The sequence below is a fragment of the Desulfonatronum lacustre DSM 10312 genome (genome assembly GCF_000519265.1).
Classification (GTDB): Bacteria; Desulfobacterota; Desulfovibrionia; order Desulfovibrionales; family Desulfonatronaceae; genus Desulfonatronum; species Desulfonatronum lacustre.
In genome coordinates this window covers 1,047,924-1,067,943 of record NZ_KI912608.1, presented here as the reverse complement: position 1 = coordinate 1,067,943, position 20,020 = coordinate 1,047,924, and the positions used below count along the sequence as shown (strand labels likewise).

Annotated in this window: 23 protein-coding genes; 13 read left to right on the top strand and 10 right to left on the bottom strand. The window is 58.7% G+C overall.

What is annotated here, in order from left to right; genetic code table 11:
• Positions 1 to 5: 5 nt before the first annotated feature.
• From ahbD to ahbC, 6 genes are read right to left on the bottom strand one after another with little or no spacing between them, the layout of a single operon-like run.
• A complete protein-coding gene (ahbD, locus tag DESLA_RS0105110) occupies positions 6 to 1,235 on the bottom strand; it encodes a heme b synthase (protein ID WP_084031891.1) in 1,230 nt (409 codons plus the stop codon).
• Between the two features lie 24 nt (positions 1,236 to 1,259).
• Positions 1,260 to 2,231, bottom strand: coding sequence for a porphobilinogen synthase (gene hemB, locus DESLA_RS0105105; protein WP_028571629.1), 972 nt, complete (start codon positions 2,229 to 2,231; stop codon positions 1,260 to 1,262).
• A 21-nt stretch (positions 2,232 to 2,252) separates the two neighbouring features.
• Complete coding sequence (locus DESLA_RS0105100; protein ID WP_028571628.1) at positions 2,253 to 2,642, bottom strand: HEPN domain-containing protein; 390 nt, start codon at positions 2,640 to 2,642, stop codon at positions 2,253 to 2,255.
• Positions 2,632 to 2,943, bottom strand: coding sequence for a nucleotidyltransferase domain-containing protein (locus DESLA_RS0105095; RefSeq protein WP_028571627.1), 312 nt, complete (start codon positions 2,941 to 2,943; stop codon positions 2,632 to 2,634). The genes DESLA_RS0105100 and DESLA_RS0105095 overlap by 11 nt, the downstream gene beginning before the upstream one ends.
• 10 nt (positions 2,944 to 2,953) lie before the next feature.
• Positions 2,954 to 3,502 carry a Uma2 family endonuclease gene (locus DESLA_RS0105090; RefSeq protein ID WP_028571626.1) on the bottom strand — a complete coding sequence of 183 codons (549 nt, stop codon included), beginning with the start codon at positions 3,500 to 3,502 and terminating at the stop codon, positions 2,954 to 2,956.
• Between the two features lie 9 nt (positions 3,503 to 3,511).
• On the bottom strand, positions 3,512 to 4,705 hold the full coding sequence (gene ahbC / locus DESLA_RS0105085; protein WP_028571625.1) for a 12,18-didecarboxysiroheme deacetylase: 1,194 nt from the start codon (positions 4,703 to 4,705) through the stop codon (positions 3,512 to 3,514).
• Between the two features lie 252 nt (positions 4,706 to 4,957).
• On the opposite strand from ahbC, the gene DESLA_RS0105080 reads away from it, so the two are divergent.
• The 13 genes from DESLA_RS0105080 to DESLA_RS23275 all read left to right on the top strand — a co-directional run bounded on the left by DESLA_RS0105080 (position 4,958) and on the right by DESLA_RS23275 (position 18,060).
• Complete coding sequence (locus DESLA_RS0105080; protein ID WP_028571624.1) at positions 4,958 to 5,386, top strand: DUF4079 family protein; 429 nt, start codon at positions 4,958 to 4,960, stop codon at positions 5,384 to 5,386.
• A gap of 37 nt (positions 5,387 to 5,423) precedes the next feature.
• Entirely contained in the window at positions 5,424 to 7,127 is a 1,704-nt protein-coding gene (locus tag DESLA_RS0105075; RefSeq protein ID WP_028571623.1) for a potassium channel family protein, read from the top strand.
• Positions 7,128 to 7,216: 89 nt separating this feature from the next.
• Positions 7,217 to 7,885: a phosphatidylserine decarboxylase family protein gene (locus DESLA_RS0105070; RefSeq protein ID WP_028571622.1), complete on the top strand. Its 669-nt coding sequence runs from the start codon at positions 7,217 to 7,219 to the stop codon at positions 7,883 to 7,885.
• A complete protein-coding gene (gene pssA / locus DESLA_RS0105065) occupies positions 7,882 to 8,643 on the top strand; it encodes a CDP-diacylglycerol--serine O-phosphatidyltransferase (RefSeq protein ID WP_028571621.1) in 762 nt (253 codons plus the stop codon). Before DESLA_RS0105070 ends, pssA begins: the two co-directional genes overlap by 4 nt.
• A 478-nt stretch (positions 8,644 to 9,121) precedes the next feature.
• The gene (locus DESLA_RS0105055) at positions 9,122 to 10,657 is read left to right on the top strand and encodes a 2-isopropylmalate synthase (protein WP_028571620.1); all 1,536 of its coding nucleotides are present in this window, start codon (positions 9,122 to 9,124) and stop codon (positions 10,655 to 10,657) included.
• Positions 10,642 to 11,913 carry a 3-isopropylmalate dehydratase large subunit gene (locus DESLA_RS0105050; RefSeq protein WP_028571619.1) on the top strand — a complete coding sequence of 424 codons (1,272 nt, stop codon included), beginning with the start codon at positions 10,642 to 10,644 and terminating at the stop codon, positions 11,911 to 11,913. The genes DESLA_RS0105055 and DESLA_RS0105050 overlap by 16 nt, the downstream gene beginning before the upstream one ends.
• 1 nt (position 11,914) lies before the next feature.
• Positions 11,915 to 12,412, top strand: a complete 498-nt coding sequence (locus DESLA_RS0105045; protein WP_028571618.1) for a 3-isopropylmalate dehydratase small subunit — start codon at positions 11,915 to 11,917, stop codon at positions 12,410 to 12,412.
• Between the two features lie 12 nt (positions 12,413 to 12,424).
• Positions 12,425 to 12,670 carry a hypothetical protein gene (locus DESLA_RS0105040; RefSeq protein ID WP_028571617.1) on the top strand — a complete coding sequence of 82 codons (246 nt, stop codon included), beginning with the start codon at positions 12,425 to 12,427 and terminating at the stop codon, positions 12,668 to 12,670.
• A 24-nt stretch (positions 12,671 to 12,694) separates the two neighbouring features.
• The gene (locus tag DESLA_RS0105035; protein ID WP_028571616.1) at positions 12,695 to 13,747 is read left to right on the top strand and encodes a 3-isopropylmalate dehydrogenase; all 1,053 of its coding nucleotides are present in this window, start codon (positions 12,695 to 12,697) and stop codon (positions 13,745 to 13,747) included.
• Positions 13,725 to 15,038, top strand: coding sequence for a YhjD/YihY/BrkB family envelope integrity protein (locus DESLA_RS0105030; protein ID WP_084031890.1), 1,314 nt, complete (start codon positions 13,725 to 13,727; stop codon positions 15,036 to 15,038). Before DESLA_RS0105035 ends, DESLA_RS0105030 begins: the two co-directional genes overlap by 23 nt.
• 96 nt (positions 15,039 to 15,134) lie before the next feature.
• Entirely contained in the window at positions 15,135 to 16,859 is a 1,725-nt protein-coding gene (locus tag DESLA_RS0105025) for an FAD-dependent oxidoreductase (RefSeq protein ID WP_028571614.1), read from the top strand.
• A gap of 282 nt (positions 16,860 to 17,141) precedes the next feature.
• Positions 17,142 to 17,624: a DUF1016 N-terminal domain-containing protein gene (locus tag DESLA_RS23280; protein ID WP_245590100.1), complete on the top strand. Its 483-nt coding sequence runs from the start codon at positions 17,142 to 17,144 to the stop codon at positions 17,622 to 17,624.
• Entirely contained in the window at positions 17,560 to 18,060 is a 501-nt protein-coding gene (locus tag DESLA_RS23275; protein WP_211239027.1) for a DUF1016 domain-containing protein, read from the top strand. Before DESLA_RS23280 ends, DESLA_RS23275 begins: the two co-directional genes overlap by 65 nt.
• Positions 18,061 to 18,140: 80 nt before the next feature.
• On the opposite strand, the gene DESLA_RS0105010 is transcribed toward DESLA_RS23275, so the two are convergent.
• From DESLA_RS0105010 to DESLA_RS0104995, 4 genes are all read right to left on the bottom strand, one after another.
• Entirely contained in the window at positions 18,141 to 18,404 is a 264-nt protein-coding gene (locus DESLA_RS0105010) for a Txe/YoeB family addiction module toxin (protein WP_028571613.1), read from the bottom strand.
• A complete protein-coding gene (locus tag DESLA_RS0105005; RefSeq protein ID WP_028571612.1) occupies positions 18,401 to 18,643 on the bottom strand; it encodes a type II toxin-antitoxin system Phd/YefM family antitoxin in 243 nt (80 codons plus the stop codon). The genes DESLA_RS0105010 and DESLA_RS0105005 overlap by 4 nt, the downstream gene beginning before the upstream one ends.
• 126 nt (positions 18,644 to 18,769) lie before the next feature.
• Complete coding sequence (locus DESLA_RS0105000; RefSeq protein WP_028571611.1) at positions 18,770 to 19,486, bottom strand: NYN domain-containing protein; 717 nt, start codon at positions 19,484 to 19,486, stop codon at positions 18,770 to 18,772.
• A gap of 49 nt (positions 19,487 to 19,535) precedes the next feature.
• Complete coding sequence (locus DESLA_RS0104995; RefSeq protein ID WP_156932869.1) at positions 19,536 to 19,982, bottom strand: hypothetical protein; 447 nt, start codon at positions 19,980 to 19,982, stop codon at positions 19,536 to 19,538.
• Positions 19,983 to 20,020: the final 38 nt, after the last annotated feature.

Here is a 20,020-nt window from a genome sequence, read left to right as displayed (position 1 = left end):
GCTGGTCACTTGGCTTCAGCCTTTTTCGGCTGATAGGTGCACAGCGGTTCCTCGGCCAGGTAGTGACCGCTCATGGTCTGGGCCCGGGCCCGGCAGCCGGCGCAGACCTTGTGAAATTCGCAGACCCCGCACTTGCCGTGGTAGGTCTTCTGGTCGCGAAACTCCAGAAACTGCGGGGATTTTTTCCAAATTTCCGGAAACGGCGTAGTCCGGACCTGACCGCAGTCCAATTCCAGATAGCCGCAGGGCTGGACCTGGCCGGTATGGGAGATGAAGCAGAACCCCGTGCCGCCCAGGCAGCCCCGGCTGACGGCGTCCAGGCCGAAGTTGTCCATGGTTACCGGAATGCCGTCTTCCTTGGCCCGCTGGCGCAGGATGCGATGATAGTGGGGCGCGCAGGTGGCCTTGAGCTGCATCTTGGTGGTCTTGCGGAAATCGTAGAACCAGTTGAGCACCTCTTCGTACTCCTCGCCGGAAATCACCTCCCGGCCCAGGTTCGCGCCCCGTCCCGTGGGCACCAGCAGAAAAATGTGCCACGCCGCCGCGCCCAGCCTCTCGGCCAGGTGGAAAATCTCCTTGAACTGGCCCAGGTTGTTCCGGGTCACGGTGGTGTTGATCTGAAAGGGCAGCCCCACATCCTTGAAGTGTTCGATGGCCCGCAAAGCCCCGTCGAACGCTCCCTCCACCCCCCGAAAGACGTCGTGGCTGGCCGCGTCCGGCCCGTCCAGGGAGATGCTGGCCCGCTGGATGCCGGCCTCCTTCATCTCCCGGGCCACATCCGCGGTGACGAGGGTGCCGTTGGGGGCCATCACGCACCGCAGGCCCTTGGCGTCGGCATAGCGGACCAGCTCGAAGATGTCCGACCGAAGCAGGGGCTCACCGCCGGTGAAAATGATGATCGGGTCCCCGACCTCCGGGAAGGTGTCGATCAATGCCTTGGCATCCTCGGTGGAAAATTCGCCCGGATACGGCTCCATATGCGCCTCGGCCCGGCAATGCTTGCAGGCCAGGTTGCAGGACCGGGTCACTTCCCAGGCGATCAGCCGGCAGGGCGGTGAGCCGTCGGGCAGGGTTTTGGGCATGCCCGAGAGGCCTTTGGGGTGTCCGGTGGGGTGGCCTCCAGGGTGGCTAGTTGCATTGCCATTCGGGTTGCCTGTGTGACCGGTAGGCGGGCCGTCCAGTTGGCTTTGGTGATGAATCGGGGTGGATGAATGCGCTTTGGGGGGATGTTGCATGATAATCAGGATAGTAAGTCCGGGTTATTTGGTCCAGTCCAACACGTTCTCGGCGAAATAGGTCAATATCAGATCCGCTCCGGCCCGCTTGATGGAGGTCAGGGTCTCCAAGACCACGGTTTGTTCGTCGATCCAGCCGTTGGCCGACGCTGCCTTGATCATGGCGTATTCGCCGCTGACCTGGTAGGCGGCCAGGGGCACGTCCGTGGTTTCGCGGAGGTCGCGGAGGATGTCCAGGTAGGGCAGGGCAGGCTTGACCATCAGCAGGTCCGCGCCCTCGTTCAGGTCGGCCAGGGCTTCTCGAAAGGCCTCCCGGCGGTTGGCCGGGTCCATCTGGTAGGTCTTGCGATCCCCGAACTGGGGCGGGCTCTCCGCGGCTTCCCGAAACGGGCCGTAAAAGCTTGACGCGTACTTCACGGCGTAGCTCATGATCGGCAGATGGGTGAAGCCTTCGTGGTCCAGGGCCTCGCGGATGGCCAACACCCGACCGTCCATCATGTCCGAGGGCGCGACCATGTCCGCTCCGGCCCGGGCATGGGACAGGGCGACCTTGGCCAGCAGCTCCAGGGTCGGGTCGTTGACGACTTCCTCGCCCGAAACCAAGCCGCAATGACCGTGGGAGGTGTATTCGCACAAGCAGACGTCCGTGATCACGCACAGGTCCGGGTAGGAGCGCTTCAGGGCGGCCACGGCCCGCTGAACAATCCCATTTTCCGCCCAGCCCTGGGAGCCGGTGGGGTCCTTGGTCTTGGGAATGCCGAACAGGATGCAGGCCGCAAGCCCCAGGTCCACGGCCCGGCCCACCCGTTCCATCAGTTTGCCCAGGCCGAGCTGGCTCTGTCCGGGCATGGCTCCGATGGGCTTGACGAAATTCGGGTCGTCCGTGTCCACGACGAAATAGGGCTGGATCAGGTCGTCGCGGGAAAGAGTCGTTTCCCGCACCAGGCCACGCAACGTGGCCGTCCGTCGCAAGCGGCGTCCTCTGTGGAAGGTCATGGGATTAATTCTCGATCCTGTTTACGGTGCAGTTATTTGAAAAAACTGTGCCTGGATATGTTCCGCAACGGTCAGAGCGTTTTTACAGATTGCTTCATCGGGGTAAAAATCAGGAAGCGCACTCCCAAGGGGATACTTTGACGGGAGGTAGATCGAATCCAAAAAATCTACGTCATCTTCGCTGATTTCGATGTGGATATCATGACGCGACAGGATGATGATCAGTTCCCGAATGCTGTGTGTTTTCTTGAACGGCTTCTCAAAGTGAATCAATATTGCCTTGAGATATTTTTCAACCGCTTGCTGAATGTTATGCAAACATGCGTTCAGGAGGAGATGGTCAAGCAGCAAGCGGGCGGCGGACAAGTTTTCGTCCGCGAAGGCAACCCATTGACTCGATCTACCTCTCATATATCACTTGGCCTTCGGTAATGCTTAACGGAACAGCACTCGGGTAATGAGATTCCTTGAGCGGCAGGATGTCCAGGGCAATCGTTTTCGCGATTTCACGAGTCAGTCGCCTATATTTCATGGCCAGTTGGAGATACCCTTCGTTGCTGTCCTGAAACACGGCCACATCGACGTCAGCTGGCTCTGTTGCGGACAAAAAAGACCCGAACACGACAATTCGTCGTACTTCCGGTTCCGGCGACAGAGAAGTTACGAGATTTTTCCGAACGTTCTCGCGGGATTCAGAGTTGAACACTGGCATGTAGTTTCTCTTAAGCTGCTTCGACCCAGATAGTTGAAAAGTTGAAGGGCAGGCGGCAGCCCTCCCATTCGAAATCAAGGTTTTCTTTTGAAATGGTCGCTTCCTTGACGTATCTTCCGTTGACCAGCTTGTATATCGTTGCCTGGTTTATTTGCGGGTCGATCAGGCAGTAGTAAAGGACTCCCGCTCTTTCATACAACTCGTACTTGATGTTCCTGTCCTTCAGCGCCGTGGAGGGGGAGAGGACTTCAAAAATCAGGTGCGGGGCCTGGGTGAGATACGGGCCTTCTGGTTCGTGGCAGATCACCAGGTTGTCCGGTTGCACGACAATATCGTCGGCAATTCTCCAGTCCACGGGGAGCAGGGCATGGCATTGCGGACAGGTGGACAGGCAGCGCTCCAACTCCGCGGCGATCTTCTGGCTGACCATCTGGTGACGCGGGCTTGGCGCCGGAGCCATGGCGAACGCCACGCCGTGAATCAATTCCCAGCGGCCTTCCCACTGCGCATAATCCGCATAGGTGTAGTGGGGAAGATGTTCGGCTTTAAGTGGAGACATGGCGCGACGTTACGCAATGGCCGGTCCGGCAATTTCCTCGTCCGTCAGATAGCAGGCCGGGTCCGGGGCCCAGATGTCGCCGTGAAAGGCTTCGGAACGGGCGCGGAAGTTGCCGCCGCAGACGCTCAGGAAGCGGCAGGTCGTGCACCGTCCGGTGACGTGGGCCTTCTTGTCCTTCAGTTTGGCCAGCAATGCGATATTCGGGTCCATCCAGATTTCGGAGAACGGGCGTTCCAGGACATTGCCGAAGGTGTGGTTGCGCCAGAACTGGTCGGCGTGGACCTGGCCGTCCCAGGAGATGCAACCGATGCCCCGACCGGAATTGTTGCCCTCGTTGAAGGAGAGCAGTTCCCGGACTTCCTCGGCCCGCTTAGGGTCTTCCTGGAGCAGGCGCAGGTAGATCAACGGCCCGTCCGCGTGGTTGTCCACGGTCAGGACTTCCTTGGGCATCCCGGCGTCGAACAGGGCCTTGGTGCGATCAATGATCTGATGGACCACTTCCCGGGTCTGGCCGTGATCCAGGTCCTCGTTCATCAGGTCCGACCCGCGGCCGGAGTAGACCAGGTGATAAAAACAGATCCGCGGGACTTCCAGATCCTTTATCAGGTCGAAAAGAACCGGCACTTCCTGGACATTGCGCTTATTGATGGTGAATCGCAGGCCGACCTTCAGCCCCTCGGCCTGACAGTTGGAGATGCCTTCCAGGGCTTTCTTGTACGATCCGGTCACGCCGCGGAAGCGGTCATGGACCTCCTCGCCGCCGTCCAGGGAGATGCCCACGTAGGACAGGCCGACGTCCTTGAGTTCCTTGGCCTTTTGCTTGGTGATCAGGGTGCCGTTGGTGGAGATCACGGCGCGCATGCCCTTGGATACGGAGTAATGGGCCAGTTCCACCAGATCTTTGCGTACCAGGGGTTCGCCGCCGGAAAAGAGCATTACCGGCGAGCCGAAGGCGGCCAGGTCGTCGATCATGGTCTTGGCCTGGGCCGTGGAGATTTCGTCCGTGCCGTCGGGATCCACGGCCTGGGCGTAACAGTGGACGCATTTCAGGTTGCAGCGCCGGGTCATGTTCCAGACCACCACGGGCTTTTTGTCCTGGGAGAATTGGAGCAGATGCGAGGGCAGCTTGCCGGAATGCCGACCGTAACGCAGTGCGTCGGACGGCTCAATCGTTCCGCAATAGAGTTTTGATATACCGATCATGGTTTCCTCTTCAAAGATGGGTGGCAATAAAAATGCAAAAAGAAAATATAGGTCATTTTACTTCGGAAGGCAAAAACTGCCCGTGCGCGAAGTGGATTGTGGATAAGGCCAAACAATCGCCTTGACAAGGCCCGAGTGAGTTGAGATTTTCCCGGTCTTCGCCGGATTGTCCTCGTCTCCACGACCTTCTTCCCGCGCTCGTCCGTGCTTGTGTCGGAAAAAGCTCAGCGAAAACAACCATCGAGGTGCCTCATGGTCTACTACATTCATCCGCTTTGGCAGTTTGCGGCGACCATTCTCGCCGTGTATGTTTTTTACCTGGGATGGCCGCGACTCCTGGCCGCTTTCTCCGGGAAAAAGGCGGCATTTCTCTGGAAACGCCATGTATCCCTCGGACTGATCACGCTGACGGCTCTTCTGGTCGGCTTGATCGGCGGCGCGGCGGTCACGGCGTATTTCTGGGGAGGAATCGGCTATACCCAGCACCATTACTGGATCGGCCTGGCCTTGGGGCCGCTGATGATCTTCGGCCTGGTCAGCGGGCTGCTGCTGGACAGGCAGAAGGGAAAGTATAAAAGACTGCCTGTTCTGCACGGGGTGAACAACGCCGTCGTGCTGTTCCTGGCCTTGGTTCAGATCTGGACCGGACTCAACGTGGTGCGGTTTTTCATCCTGGATTAGCTCCCCCTGTCATGAATCCTGAATTTTTCACTCTCTTATGAAGTATCTTCCCTCCCAGATCATCGCCCTGCTTCAAACAAACAAGGCCAAGCGGGACTTGCGGATTCTGTTGAAGTTCATCGTGGTCCTGCTGACATTGGTCACGGTTTACAGCATTCTGTTCCATGTGATCATGGTCCACCACGAGGGGCGCTCCTATTCCTGGGTGGCCGGCGTCTACTGGACGTTGGTCACCATGAGCACTCTGGGGTTCGGGGACATCATCTTCCATACGGATTTAGGGCTGATATTTTCCCTTGTGGTTCTGCTTTCCGGCGTGGTTTTTCTGCTGGTGATGCTGCCGTTCACTTTCATCCAGTTTTTTTACGCTCCCTGGCTTGAAGCCCAGTCCAAGTCACGGACCATTCGCACCCTGCCCGAGGACACGGCGAACCACGTGATCATCGTGGGTATCGATCCGATCTGTTTGAGCCTGGTGGGCAAGCTGAAGCAGTACGGGCGGACCAGTTATCTGGTTGTCGGCGATCAGCAAGACGCCCAGGGTTTGCATGAGCAGGGCTTCAAGGTCGTGCTCGGCGAACTGGACGATATTGAGACGTACCGCCGGATTCAGGCCGACAAGGCGGCCTTGATCGTGGTGAATCACACTGAGGACAAGATCAACACCAACATCGTCTATACCCTGCGTGAACTGTGCGAAAAAACGCCCATCGTATCCAACGCCTCGGATGACGATTCCGTGGATATTCTTGAACTGGCCGGCAGCAGCCACGTCTACCAGTTCACCAAGATGCTCGGACAGTCCCTGGCCCGACGGGTCCTGGGCGTGAGCATGCGGGCGAACATCATCGGTCGGTTCGATGATCTGCTCATCGCCGAAGTCCCGGCCATGCGCAGTTCGTTGGAGGGCAAGACCATTCTGGAAAGCCGGTTGCGGGAGCTGACCGGGATCACCGTGGCCGGGGTCTGGGAGCGGGGCAAGTACAAGGTGCCCTTACCGGATACCATGATTTCCGCCTCTACTGTCCTTGTCCTGGCAGGCTCGGATCAGCAGCTGGCCGTGTATGACGAAACATTCGGCGGCTACGCGACCAGCGAGGCGCCGGTACTGATTTTGGGCGGCGGACGGGTCGGCAGGGCCGCGGCGGATACGCTCAAGGCCCGCGGGGTGGCTTATAAGATCGTGGAAAAAAACATTCGCGCCATCAAGGGCCGGGAAGACGAGTACGTCCACGGCAGCGCCGCGGACCTGGACACCCTGCGCAAGGCGGGCATCGACACCGCGCCCGCGGTGATCGTGACCACGCATGACGACGACATGAACATCTACCTTACCATTTATTGTCGTCGCCTCCGGCCGGACATTCAGATCATCACCCGCGCCACGTTGGATCGAAATATTTCCAAGCTGCACCGGGCCGGAGCCGACCTGGTGATGTCCTACGCCTCCCTGGGCGTGACCAGCATTACGAACTACCTGTTGCAGGACAACACCTTGATGGTCTCCGAAGGGCTGAACATCTTCAAGTTGCGCGCGCCCAAAAAACTGGTCGGAAAAACCTTGGAGCAAAGCAATATCCGTCAGAAGACCGGTTGCAACGTGATCGCCATCGACAACAAGGGCCAACTGAACATCAACCCCTCGCCAGGCAGCTCTATTGAACCTGACACGGAATTGATCATGATCGGCAATGCCGAGGCGGAGCAGTGTTTCATGGGGTCATTTACCAATGGAGACTGACCAAGCCATGCCCCACTGGTGGCGGCGATCCCACGGATTTTTCAACCTGAAACCTTGATCTGATAATCCTGACAATAAGGAGCACTGAAATGCGCCAATCTTCGCCCGGGCTCGCCAAAGAGGGCCTGCCGTATATCGGACTGGGGGCCTTCGTGACATTGATCCTGGCCGTTCTCGGCTGGGGAGTTCCTGCTGTAATCGCCCTGATCCTGACGATCCTGACCTTGAACTTTTTCCGTGACCCGGAGCGGGTCACGCCCCAGGAACCGGGCCTTGCCGTGGCACCGGCGGACGGCAAGATCGTCTTCATCGGCCCCGCCGTCGATCCGGCCACGGGCCAGGTGCGGACAAAGGTCTCCATCTTCATGAACGTGTTCAACGTACATGTGAACCGGACTCCGGTGACCGGGCGGGTGGAAAGGATCACCTATTTTCCCGGAAAATTCCTGAACGCGGCCTTGGACAAGGCCTCCGAGGACAACGAGCGCAATCAGTTTCGGATCGTGGACGAGCACGGCCATGGCTGGACCGTGGTTCAGATAGCGGGCTTGGTGGCCCGACGGATTGTTTGCTGGGCTGAAGAGGGCGACGACGTGCGGCGCGGGCAGCGTGTTGGATTGATTAAATTCGGCTCCAGGGTTGACCTTTACCTCCCGGATGCTTATGAAGTTTGCGTAACGAAACAGCAACAAACCTGCGCCGGCCTGACGGCCATGGCCAAGCTGAAAGCCCAAACCAACACCACCGAGTCCTCGTGAACCGTCCGAATCAGCCCATCTGTAAAGGAGTCTACCTCCTCCCCAACCTCTTCACCACCGCCAGCCTGTTCTCCGGCTTTCTGGCGATCATCTGGGCCATTGAAGGGCAGTTCTTGTATAGCGCCCTGGCCATTTTGGTCAGTTGTGTTCTGGACGGCATGGACGGAATGGTCGCCCGCCTGACCCACTCCACCAGCGAGTTCGGCGTCCAGCTGGACTCTCTGGCCGACCTGGTCGCTTTCGGCGTGGCCCCGGCGATCATGGTCTACATGTGGCAGTTGCAGGAATTCGGACGTCTTGGCTTGCTGGCCTCCTTCCTGATCGTGGCCTGCGGCGCGTTGCGGCTGGCCAGGTTCAACGTTCAATCCGGAAAGATCTCCCAGAAATACTTCATCGGCCTTCCCATTCCCGCCGCGGCCTGCGTCCTTGCTACCCTGGTCCTGTTCAGCACCCAATCCCCGGCCCTTCTCGAAGACAAGTACGGCACGATCACCCTGGTTTTGGTGTACATGCTTTCCTTTTTGATGGTCAGTCGGGTGCGTTATCCGTCTTTGAAAGAATTCGACGGTATTCGCAGCCATCCGTTCCGGACCACCGTGGCGGCCATGCTGATCTTCGTGGTCATCGCTTCCGAACCCAAGGTTTTGGGATTCCTGTTTTTTCTGACCTACCTGATTTCCGGGTTGGTCCTCTCCTTCCTGATTCTACCTTATCGCAAAGTCCGTCTGCTACGGGAGTCCCCTCATGAACTCCCGTAACCAACCCCCCACCCCCTCATAGTTTTTCTTGATTTCTCTCCTTGCTTCGTGAACAGTTCGCGGTGACGCGATGGTGTTCCGAAAATGAGCGCAGATTTGTAGCCTCTGAAATACTAACCGCCCGCTACGCTCAAGGCACGGGGGACGCCAAGAAGATTTTTCGGTTTCCGCTGGAAAGATGCGGTAGCCGAAAGCTCCACGCCTGTCGGCGACAAAGGAACGATAGAATGGACGTCAATGCGATTGGGAAAGACATTGTCCACTGTGCGATTAGGCTTATCAAACGCATGATTTTTACACCCCGTCAGAGGTGAAGCAACTTTTTTGAAAGCGCATCTTTCCTGCGCTTTCAAAATGTTTTCTTGGTGCCCCTGGCGTCTTGAGCGACCAGAGGGAGCGGGCGGTTTAAAACCGTTTCCTGCTTGCGTCAGCTCGAACCGAATGAAATCAACTCTATCATTAACATACCGAGGATATCATGAGCGATTCACGAGTACTTTTCTTCGATACCACCTTGCGCGACGGCGAGCAGTCGCCCGGCGCGACCATGAGCATGCCGGAAAAAATCCGGCTGGCCCGGCAGTTGGAAATTTTGGGCGTGGACATCATCGAGGCCGGGTTTCCTGCCGCCAGTCAGGGGGACTTTGAAGCGGTCCAGGCCATCAGCCGGGCGGTCAAGGACTGCCAGGTGGCCGGGCTGTGCCGGGCCACGCCCGGGGACATCGACCGGGCCTGGGAGGCCATCAAGGACGGGGCGAACCCGCGTATCCACACCTTTCTGGCCACCTCGCCCCTGCACATGGAGTACAAGCTGCGCAAGTCTCCGGATCAGGTTCTGGAGATGGCCGAGGCCGCGGTGCGCCATGCGGTCAAATATACCTCCAATGTGGAATTTTCCGCCGAGGACGCCTCTCGATCCGAATGGGATTTCCTGGCCACGGTGGTGGAGCGGGTCATTGCCGCCGGGGCCAGGACCATCAACATCCCCGACACCGTGGGGTATGCCCAGCCCGACGAGTTCGGCGCCCTGATCCGCTATTTGCTGGAAAAGGTGCCCAACAGCGACCAGGCCGTATTCAGCGTGCATTGCCACAATGATTTGGGCCTGGGCGTGGCCAACACCCTGGCGGCCTTGCGCGCCGGGGCCCGGCAGGCCGAGGTGACCCTGAGCGGGATCGGCGAGCGGGCCGGAAACGCGGCCCTGGAAGAAGTGGTCATGGCCCTGAACGTGCGCAAGGACGTCTACAACCTGACCACGACCATCAAGACCGAGCAACTCTTTCCCTCCTGCCGCCTGCTGTCCCTGGTCATCGGTCGGCCCATCCCGGCGAACAAGGCCGTGGTCGGCTCCAACGCCTTTGCCCACGAGTCCGGCATCCACCAGGACGGGATGCTCAAGCACCGCTCCACCTACGAGATCATGACTCCGGAAAGCATCGGCCGTTCCGGCACGGAAATGGTCCTGGGCAAGCATTCCGGTCGGCATGCCCTGAAGAAGCGGCTGGAGGAGCTGGGCTACCGGCTGGACGAGGACCAGGTGGACCTGGTCTTTCAGGCTCTGAAGCGTTTGGCGGACAAGAAGGAGCAGATCGCCACCGAGGACATCGAGGCTCTGGTCCTGGAGGAAATCTACCGCATTCCGGACAAGTACAAGCTGCTTTACCTGAGCGTGCTCTCCGGGAACATGGCCATTCCCACCGCGGCCATGAAGCTGGAGGTGGACGGCCAGGAGAAGCAGTTGGCGGACTTCGGCGTCGGCCCCATCGACGCGGTCTTCCATACCATTGCCAAGCTCTGCTGCCGAGATCCCAAACTGTTGCAGTTCTCGGTCAACGCCATTACCGGGGGCACGGACGCCCAGGGCGAGGTGACCGTGCGTATTGAGGAACAGGGGGCTTCGGCCGTGGGCAGGGGCGCTGATCCGGACATCATCGTGGCCAGCGCCAAGGCCTACCTGAACGCCCTGAACCGCATCGCCAAAAAAATGGAGGAAAAAATATGCCCCAGACCTTAGCTGAAAAAATTCTTCAGGGCCGCACCGAGGAGACGATCACCGGCCCGGGCCAGATAGTCCGGACCCGGCTGTCCTCGGTCCTGGCCAACGATATCACCGCGCCCCTGGCCATCAAGTCCTTCGAAGCCATGGGCGCGACCAAGGTTTTTGACCCGGAAAAGGTCTTCCTGGTCTGCGACCATTTTACCCCGAACAAGGACATCGACTCGGCCCAGCAGGTCAAGGTGGTCCGGGATTTCGCCCGCAAGATGGGCGTAGTCCACTTTTACGACGGCGGCGAATCCGGGGTGGAGCACGCCCTGTTGCCGGAACTGGGCCTGGTGGGTCCGGGCGACGTGGTCGTGGGCGCGGACAGCCACACCTGCACCTATGGCGGGTTGGGGGCCTTTGCCACGGGCATGGGCAGCACGGACGTGGCCGCGGCCATGGCTCTGGGCGAAACCTGGTTCAAGGTCCCGCCCACCATCCGGGCGACCTTTACCGGAACCATGCCCGAGCACCTGGAAGCCAAGGACCTGATTCTGCTGCTCATCGGCAAGATCGGCGTGGCCGGGGCCACCTACAAGGCCCTGGAGTTTGATGGCCCGGTAATCGCGGCCATGGACGTGGAAGGCCGGATGACCATGGCCAATATGGCCATTGAGGCCGGAGGCAAGGTCGGGCTGTTCGCCGCGGACGACAAGACTCTGGCCTATACCCGGGCCGCCGGGCGAGCTGATGCCGCCCCCATTGCCGCCGACCCCGGCGCGGTTTATGAGCAGGAACTGACCTTCGACGTCTCCGGCCTTTCACCCCAGATCGCCTGCCCACACCTGCCGGACAACGTCCGGCCCGTGGAAGAGGTGGCGGGCGTGGTCGTGGATCAGGTGGTCATCGGCTCCTGCACCAACGGCCGAATCAGCGACCTGCGCCGCGCCGCCGCGCTGCTCAAGGGCCGCAAGGCGGCCAAAGGCCTGCGGCTGATCATCCTCCCGGCCACGCCGCTGATCTACAAGCAGGCCCTGCGTGAAGGCCTGCTGGAAATCTTCATGGACGCCGGGGCCGTTGTCGGCCCGCCCACCTGCGGCCCCTGCCTGGGCGGCCACATGGGCATCCTGGCTTCCGGTGAAAAGGTCCTGGCCACCACCAACCGCAACTTCAAGGGCCGGATGGGCAGCCTGGAAAGCGAGGTCTATCTGGCCGGAGCCGGCGTGGCCGCGGCCACGGCGATTGCGGGACGAATCTGCCATCCGGCTGAAATCGTGGGGAGGAGTTAAAATGAGTTACACAGGAGCGGCCCGCAAGGTCGGCACCAATATTGACACGGACGCCATCATCCCGGCCCGGTTTCTGGTCACCACGGACCCACTGGAGTTGGGCAGGAACTGCTTCGAAGGGCTGGAGCCGGGTTGGATCAACCGGGTGCAAAAGGGCGACATCCTGGTGGCCGGGCCGAACTTCGGCTGCGGCTCGTCCCGGGAACACGCGCCCATCGCCATTCTCGGCGCGGGCATGCCCGTGGTCCTGGCCCACAGCTTCGCCCGGATATTCTATCGCAACGGCTTCAACATGGGCCTGACCCTGCTGGAAATCGGCGACGCCGCGGACACCATCAACGAAGGCGACCGCCTGGAAGTGGACCCGGAAAAAGGCCTGATCCGCAACCTGACCCAGAACACGGACATCCCCTGCACCCCGGTCCCGCCGTTCATGCGGGAAATCCTGGCCCAGGGGGGCCTGGTGGGGTATGTGCGCAGGCAGATGACGGAGGGGTGATCTGACTGTTTTTTGAAAGAGGGAACCGCCCGCTTCGCTCAAGCCGCCAAGGACGTCAAGAATAGATTTTTGCCTTCCGCCGGAAAGATGCGGAAGGCAAAAGCTTTGCCGCCTGACGGCGATGTTTCTGTCTCCCGTCAGGAAGCGGCAATCCTTTTGGAAAGCAGCTCTTTCCCTGCTTTCCAAAATGTTTTCCTTGGCGAACTTTGCGCCTTGAGCGACCATCGAAAGCGTGCGGTTCATTTTTGTGAACCATGAACTTTACTGAGGAGAAACGACGACATGCGCAGTTACAATATCGGCTGGTTCCCCGGGGACGGCATCGGGCCGGAGGTGACCATGCAGGGCCGCAAGGTGCTGGACGCGGCCGGGGCGAAATATGGATTCAAGATCAACTGGCAGCACATCGATCTGGGCGGGGAGCGCTACCTGAAGACCGGGGAGCTGGTTCCGGACTCCGTGCTGGAGGAAATGCGCGGCCTGGATTCCATCTACCTCGGGGCCATCGGCCACCCGGACGTCAAGCCGGGCATCCTGGAGCAGGGGGTTTTGCTGAAAATCCGCTTCGCTCTGGACCAGTACATCAACCTGCGTCCGGTGAAGCTCTATCCCGGCGTGGAGTGCCCGCTCAAGGACAAGGGACCGGAGCAGATCGACTACGTGGTGGTTCGGGAGAATACCGAAGGCCTGTACGCCGGCAGCGGCGGGTGCCTGCGCCAGGGCACCAAGCATGAAATCGCGGTCCAGGAGTCCGTGAACACCTACATGGGCGTGGAGCGCTGTCTGCGGTACGCCTTTGAACTGGCCGCCTCCCGGCCGCGCAAAAAGCTGACCCTGTGCGGCAAGACCAACGTCCTGACCTTTGCCTTCGGCCTCTGGGAGCGGGTCTTCCATGAGCTGGCCAAGGACTATCCCCAGGTGGAGCTGGACTACGCCCACGTGGACGCCACCTGCATGTGGATGGTCAAGAACCCGGAGTGGTTCGACGTGATCGTCACGGACAACATGTTCGGGGACATCATCACCGATCTGGGGGCCATCACCCAGGGCGGGCTGGGCATTGCCGCGGGCGGGAACATCAACCCCGAGGGCGTGTCCATGTTCGAGCCCATCGGCGGCTCGGCCCCGAAATACGCGGGGCAGGGCAAGGCCAACCCCCTGGCCGCGATCCTGGCCGGACAAATGATGCTCGTTGAACTCAAGGAAGCTCAGGCGGCCCAGGCCGTGGAGCAGGCCGTGATCAACCTGTTGCCCTCCATGGCCAGCCAGGCCGCCGGACGCATGGGCATGACCACGGACGAGGTCGGCGATCGTGTGGCCAAGGTCGTGGCTTAAACTTCCCTTCCATCTTCTGGGGGACGGGCTGAACTGGTTTTTGCAGACCACGTACGGCACCGTCCTCCAGTTTCTGAAGAATCAGCTTTCCAGCCACGCATCCGCGGCGGCTTACTATTTTCTGTTGTCCATCGGGCCGCTGATCCTGGTGGTCGTCTCCATCCTGAACACCTCGCTGGTCAACCATCCGGAACTGACCGAGGAACTGTTCGCCTTTCTGGCCGAGTTCAACACGGAGCTGAACGAAGACTTTTTTCGACGCATCGGGGTCCTGGAAACGCAGGCCGCGATCAGTGGATTGGGGCTTTTGGGAGTGCTTTGGACCAGTCGGTTGATTATCAGTTCCATCCAGAGCGCCTTTGGGGTGATCTTCCCCAGCAATCACTCCAGAAGTTTCGTTTGGAGCAACCTGCTGTCCTTGGTCCTGGTGCCCGGCGTCCTGATTCTGCTGTTGCTTTCCGCGCTGACCAACGTGATTCTGCGCTTCCTGTCCGACAAGCTGGGGGAATTTTCCTGGCTGATCCAGATTTACGACCTGCTGTTGTCGCTTTCCGGCTTCGTGGTGCCGCTGGCCCTGGTCTTCAGCCTGATCTTCATCTGCTACCGTTTTTTGCCCCTGACCAAGCCCAAGACCTGGCATGCGGCCCTGGGCGCGGGGCTGTGCACCTTGTCCATCCACGGATTGCAACTGGCCTTCTTGCAGTACGTCTCCCTGGCTACCTACAACTACGTGTACGGGTCCCTGGGTGCGGTGATCTTTCTGCTGCTCTGGGTCTATCTCGTCTTTCTGCTCTTTTTCCTCTTCGCCCAGTTCGTGGAAGTGGCCGGCCGGGTGGACATCCTGGCCCTGGACCGGATCATTACCTCCCAGAGCAATTCCACCGGAATCAGCGGGCGCGTGGAAGACAAACTCTTCGGCTCATCCCGGCGCATTTTCTCCAAGTACGCCCAGAGTGTTCCGGCTGGAGAGGTCATTTATCACAAAGGCGACCAGGGCCGGGACATCTACTATCTGCACACCGGCAAGGTCGCGCTGTTCGGCGAAAACCCAACCCCGGACTCCGAGCCCCTGATCGTCATCGAACCAAAACACTTCTTCGGCGAAACCGCCTACCTTCTGGACCAGCCCCGCCACTCCACGGCCCGAGCCGAAACCGACTCAGAATTCCTGCTCCTCTCCTCCAACGTCTTCGAAGACCTCCTGTCCCACAGCCCCAGCGTGTCCCGAAAGATCATCAGCTCCCTGGGGCTGCGGTTGAAGCAGGCGACGAAGGCGGCGGGAGCGGGGTAACCGCATTACTGATCAAACTCATTGTTGTTGAACGAGCGTGTTTTTTCACGTTGCCGGTTGACCGGCAATAACCTTTGTCATGAAAGGAATAGAACCATGAATGTTGTGATTATCGGCGGAGTGGCGTTGGGGCCCAAGGCGGCGTGTCGGTTGAAACGGCTGATGCCGGATGCCCGGGTGACCATCATTGATCAGGGGGCCAGGGTCTCCTACGGCGGGTGCGGCATTCCGTATTATGTTTCCGGGGACGTCAGCGACGTCAAGGAATTGCAGGCCACCAGCTTCCACATGATTCGCGACCCGAAGTTCTTTCACGAGGCCAAGGGCGTGGACGTCCTGACCCGAACGCGGGCCGAGCGCATTGATCGCCAAGCCAAGGTCGTCCATGCCCGAGACCTGGAGTCCGGCGAGAGCGCGACCTTTCCCTACGACAAGCTGGTCCTGGCCACGGGGAGCCGACCGCGTAAGCCGGATCTGCCCGGAGTGAATATGGATGGGGTTTTCGTGGTGTCCAACCTGGAGGAGGCCGAGGGCATCCGCTCCCGGGTGGAGGCGGGCAAGGTGGGCAAGGCCGTGGTGGTCGGGGCCGGGTTCATCGGCTTGGAGATCGCCGAAGCGCTTTCGGACATGTGGGGCGTGGAAACCACGGTGGTGGAAATCGCGGACCAGATCCTCCCCGGTTTCGTCAGCCAAGAACTGGCCCGGATGGCCCAGCATCACATGCAGGAGCAGGGAGTGAGCTTCCGGTTGTCGGCTACGGTAAAGGGATTTGCCGGAGCCGCCGGAGACGGAGACGGGGCCGTGGAGCGGGTGCTCCTGGAAGGAGAGGAACTGGAGGCGGATCTGGTGATTCTCTCCGTGGGCGTGATTCCCAACTCCGAACTGGCCAAGGACGCCGGGCTGGAGGTGTCGCCCCGCGGCGGCATTGTCGTGGATACGCGCTTGCGGACCTCGGACCCGGACATTTACGCCGGCGGCAACTGCGTTCAGGTGACCAATCTCGTCACGGGCCAGCCTGGGTACTACCCCTTGGGCTCGCTGGCCAACCGCCAGGGCCGGGTGATCGGGACCAATCTGGCAGGCGGCGACGCCGAGTTTCCTGGAGCCGTGGGCAGCTTCGCGGTCAAATTGTTTGAAATTTCCGTGGCCGGAGCCGGGTTGTGCCCGGAAGCGGCTCAACGGGCCGGGCTGGATGCCGTTCATTCCCATGTGGTCCAGTCGGACCGGGCCCATTTTTTCCCGGAAAACGAATTGATGCACTTGGAAATGGTCGTGGAAAAAAGCGGCCCGAAAAAAGGCCGGGTCCTTGGCGCGCAGGGGCTGTGCGCCAAGGGGGACGGTCTGGTGGGCCGGGTCGGGGCCGTGGCCGCGGTTCTGGGCGACCATCCGCATGTCTCCGTGATCGGCAATCTGGAATATCCCTATTCTCCCCCCTTTTCCTCGGCCATGGACATCGTCAACGCCGCGGCCAACGCTGCGGAAAACATCCTGGAGGGCCGCTGCGCCTCCATGACCGTCTCGGAATTCGCCCGGCTCTGGAATGACCAGGACCGCGACTTCCGGGTCCTGGATTGCCGCGGACCGGCCAATGCCCAACCGTTCCTGGAAAAACACCCCGATGTCTGGATGAACATCCCCCAGGATGAGCTGCGGGTCAGGCTGGACGAAGTGCCCCGGGACAAACCGCTGGTTCTGGTCTGCAACGCCGGAGGCCGGTCCTACGAGGCCCAGATCACCTTGAAAGAGGCCGGTATCGGCGACGCCCTGAATCTGCAAGGGGGCGTGGCGGCGATACGCAGGAGCGGAATGGACGAGGTGTAGGAGGCCGGTGAAATACCGCGCGGATATTTATGATGGGTTAAGGAAGAGCAATGGCCAACTTGCAGGTCAAAGGCATGGACGACAGTCTTTCTGACCAGTTGAAACGACAATCTGCCATGGCATGGTTCGGCGCAAACCTGCATTTGAGGTGGTACGAGGATGAGCGATAACCCCATATCCCTGACCACGCCGCCCTAGGGCTACGCCGACTGGCTGGCGGAACTGAAATACCGCATCCATACAGCCCAGCAACGCTCCACCCTGGCGGTTAACCGCGAATTGGTGCTGCTTTACTGGCAGATCGGCCGTGATATTCTGACTCGGCAGGCCGATCAGGGCTGGGGGGCCAAGGTCATTGCCCGACTGGCCCACGATCTGCCCAATGCCTTTCCGGAGATGAAAGGCTTCTCCCGCGCCAATCTCATGTATATGCGAGCATTTGCCGAGGCTTGGCCGGACGAGCAAATTGTCCAACAGGCTGTTGGACAATTGCCGTGGGGGCACAATCTGGTCCTGCTTACCAAACTCAAGGATCGTGAAAAAAGGCTGGCCTATGCGCGGAAAACCATCGAGAACGCCTGGTCGCGCAATGTGCTGGTAATGCAGATCGAGACCCGCCTTCTGGAGCAGCCAGGGCAAGGCACTGACCAACTTCGACCAGCGCCTGCCCAAACCGCAATCCGACCTTGCCCGCGAGTCATTGAAGGACCCCTATCGGTTCGATTTTCTCGGTCTGACCGACGAGGCCCAGGAGCGCGCAATTGAATTGACATTGGTGCAGCATGTCACGCAATTCCTGCTGGAACTGGGCGCGGGTTTCGCCTTTGTCGGCCGACAGGTCCTGATTGATGTCGGTGGCGACGAGTTTTTCATCGACCTGCTCTTCTATCATCTCAAGTTGCGCTGCTATGTGGTGATCGAACTCAAGGCCGGCAAATTCAAGCCGGAACACTTGGGGCAACTGAGTTTTTACCTGACCGCCGTTGATGCTCAGGTCAAAAGCGAGCAGGACAACCCTACGATCGGTTTGTTGCTTTGCAAGAGCAAGAACAAGGTGGTTGCGGAATACGCTCTGCGTGACAACGCTCAGCCGCTGGGTATCGCGGAATACAAACTGCTGGAGACCTTGCCGGAATCCCTGCAAAGCAGCCTGCCGACAATCGAGCAGATTGAGTATGAACTGGAGGGAAGGGAGGTATGAAACTGACCTCCGAAGACACGCGGATGCTATTATGATGGGTTAACAGTGATGGGACGGCCCCGTCCCATCACTGTTACGCATTATTCGTAGTGGCTCCAAAGCCTGAGAACTTTTACCGCTCGCTCGTTCTCGAGCACTTGGTAGACCAGACGATGCTGAATATTGATGCGGCGTGAATAGGCCCCCGCAAGATCACCAATGAGCTTCTCAAACGGAGGTGGTTTGCGGTATGGATCTTCTGCAATCAGTGCCAACAATGCCTGGGCTTTTGGCTTGAGGCCGCTGGAGGCCAGTTTCTTCGCGTCTTTCTGGGCTTGCTTGGTGTAAACCAACTTCCATGTCACCAGTCCAGCTCCTCATCACATTCATCCACGGGGGTACCCATCCCCTCACGAATAGACTCCCGCATACCTGGTATGGACAGCAGGTAAAGTGTTTCCTGAATTGCCGACCAGTCTTCTTCGGACACTAGGACGGCTTTGTTCCGCTTACCCATGATGACGATTGGTTGGTGGGACTCGGCAGTTTCATCAATCAAACGATAAAGGTTACTGCGCGCCTCAGTTGCTGTGATTCCGGTCATGACGCACCTCTCGCGTGTTCATTTTTTTATCGATTGTACGCCTTCCGGTACGTACGTCAAGGCGATCGCCCTATGGTCCGCCTCAGGAGCAGCGTGTTTTTTTTCGCTGTCGCCTGCAGCCGGGTGTTAAGTTGATTTTTTCTTTCGCGCATCCTTGACCATGTAAGAATTTCCCGGTCCGCGCTTGAGTTCAAACAAATCAATGGCCTTAAATAGGCTACTAAGATTTTTAAAACCATAATTCCTAGTATCAAATGAGGTTTTGTTCGATATATGTGAGCCCACAGGGCCAAGAGCTGCCCAACCATCATCTTCCTCAGTTGCTTCGATTGCCTGACGCAACAAATTTATAAGTTTGGTGTCGGATTTAATGTTTTTTGATTTTGTCTGTACCGTTCCGTTCTGCTTTGGTTCCTGATCTAAAAATAGAAACTTTGAACACGCATTCACAAAAGGAGCCGGAGTCTTACGCTCACCAAATCCCAGAACAACCTTACCTTCAGCAAGGGCACGTGTGACCATTGGTGTAAAATCACAATCAGATGAAACAAAACACATTACATCAATATTTTTGGTATACATAATATCCATTGCGTCAATAACAAGCGCGATATCCGAGGCGTTTTTACCTTTTGTCAAGTCATACTGCTGAACCGGCTGAATTGCGTATTCGTGTAAAAGGTCTTCCCATGGCTTTAGAGTAGGCGCTTTCCAGTTCCCATAAGCCTTCCTTATAGTCACAACACCATATTTAGCTACTTCGCTCAAAATGCCTTCAAATTTATTCGCAGGGGCATTATCTGCATCTATGAATAATGCTATTTTCTGTTTTATTTCGTCCATTTCGAGTTGAATCTCCCTATAAACTTAACGCCTGAACTAAGCGGCCGCATCAATCGCGAAGCGATTGATCGGTCTGCTTGAGTAAATGATTAGGCTCACACTGCACAAATGCGCGAGCCACGTGATAAACGATTGAGACAGCGCTACGAGCATCGTTTTCAAGAGCTTCTCGGTCGCTGATGTAGTCGCCCAACGTGATGTCATTCGAAGGACGACCAGCATGCAGCAGATCGTTTCTGCGCGAACGAAGTCGATCAACTTCATCCCCGCAGTACTCGAGAAACCTGTCCATTGCCCGCTTGTCTCCGCCAGATTTTTTGTGGTGTAGCGTCTCAACAATTGACTGAGCAAGAACAACACACGCCAAGTAGGCGCCTGAGCAGTAACAGCGCTCAAGCTCTCGCTCCAAAGTGCCGAATCTCTCGGGCAAATTCCGGACTGAAGAAAGGTTGTACAGCTTGAGGCTGAGACCGGTAACGACGTCGCGTCTTGACATCCACTCATCAGGAGTTGGTGGATAGACGCAAAACGTTT

What these genes read in the sequence shown, in the direction of transcription:
- DESLA_RS0105075 (WP_028571623.1), top strand. Translation starts at nt 5,424, where the DNA reads ATGAAGTATCTTCCCTCCCAGATCATCGCCCTGCTTCAAACAAACAAG.
- hemB (WP_028571629.1), bottom strand. Translation starts at nt 2,231, where the DNA reads ATGACCTTCCACAGAGGACGCCGCTTGCGACGGACGGCCACGTTGCGT.
- DESLA_RS0104995 (WP_156932869.1), bottom strand. Translation starts at nt 19,982, where the DNA reads ATGTCAAGACGCGACGTCGTTACCGGTCTCAGCCTCAAGCTGTACAAC.
- DESLA_RS0105045 (WP_028571618.1), top strand. Translation starts at nt 11,915, where the DNA reads ATGAGTTACACAGGAGCGGCCCGCAAGGTCGGCACCAATATTGACACG.
- DESLA_RS0105090 (WP_028571626.1), bottom strand. Translation starts at nt 3,502, where the DNA reads ATGTCTCCACTTAAAGCCGAACATCTTCCCCACTACACCTATGCGGAT.
- DESLA_RS0105080 (WP_028571624.1), top strand. Translation starts at nt 4,958, where the DNA reads ATGGTCTACTACATTCATCCGCTTTGGCAGTTTGCGGCGACCATTCTC.
- DESLA_RS0105050 (WP_028571619.1), top strand. Translation starts at nt 10,642, where the DNA reads ATGCCCCAGACCTTAGCTGAAAAAATTCTTCAGGGCCGCACCGAGGAG.
- DESLA_RS0105070 (WP_028571622.1), top strand. Translation starts at nt 7,217, where the DNA reads ATGCGCCAATCTTCGCCCGGGCTCGCCAAAGAGGGCCTGCCGTATATC.
- ahbD (WP_084031891.1), bottom strand. Translation starts at nt 1,235, where the DNA reads ATGCAACATCCCCCCAAAGCGCATTCATCCACCCCGATTCATCACCAA.
- DESLA_RS0105000 (WP_028571611.1), bottom strand. Translation starts at nt 19,486, where the DNA reads ATGGACGAAATAAAACAGAAAATAGCATTATTCATAGATGCAGATAAT.
- DESLA_RS0105005 (WP_028571612.1), bottom strand. Translation starts at nt 18,643, where the DNA reads ATGACCGGAATCACAGCAACTGAGGCGCGCAGTAACCTTTATCGTTTG.
- DESLA_RS0105095 (WP_028571627.1), bottom strand. Translation starts at nt 2,943, where the DNA reads ATGCCAGTGTTCAACTCTGAATCCCGCGAGAACGTTCGGAAAAATCTC.
- ahbC (WP_028571625.1), bottom strand. Translation starts at nt 4,705, where the DNA reads ATGATCGGTATATCAAAACTCTATTGCGGAACGATTGAGCCGTCCGAC.
- DESLA_RS0105035 (WP_028571616.1), top strand. Translation starts at nt 12,695, where the DNA reads ATGCGCAGTTACAATATCGGCTGGTTCCCCGGGGACGGCATCGGGCCG.
- DESLA_RS0105055 (WP_028571620.1), top strand. Translation starts at nt 9,122, where the DNA reads ATGAGCGATTCACGAGTACTTTTCTTCGATACCACCTTGCGCGACGGC.
- DESLA_RS0105100 (WP_028571628.1), bottom strand. Translation starts at nt 2,642, where the DNA reads ATGAGAGGTAGATCGAGTCAATGGGTTGCCTTCGCGGACGAAAACTTG.
- DESLA_RS0105025 (WP_028571614.1), top strand. Translation starts at nt 15,135, where the DNA reads ATGAATGTTGTGATTATCGGCGGAGTGGCGTTGGGGCCCAAGGCGGCG.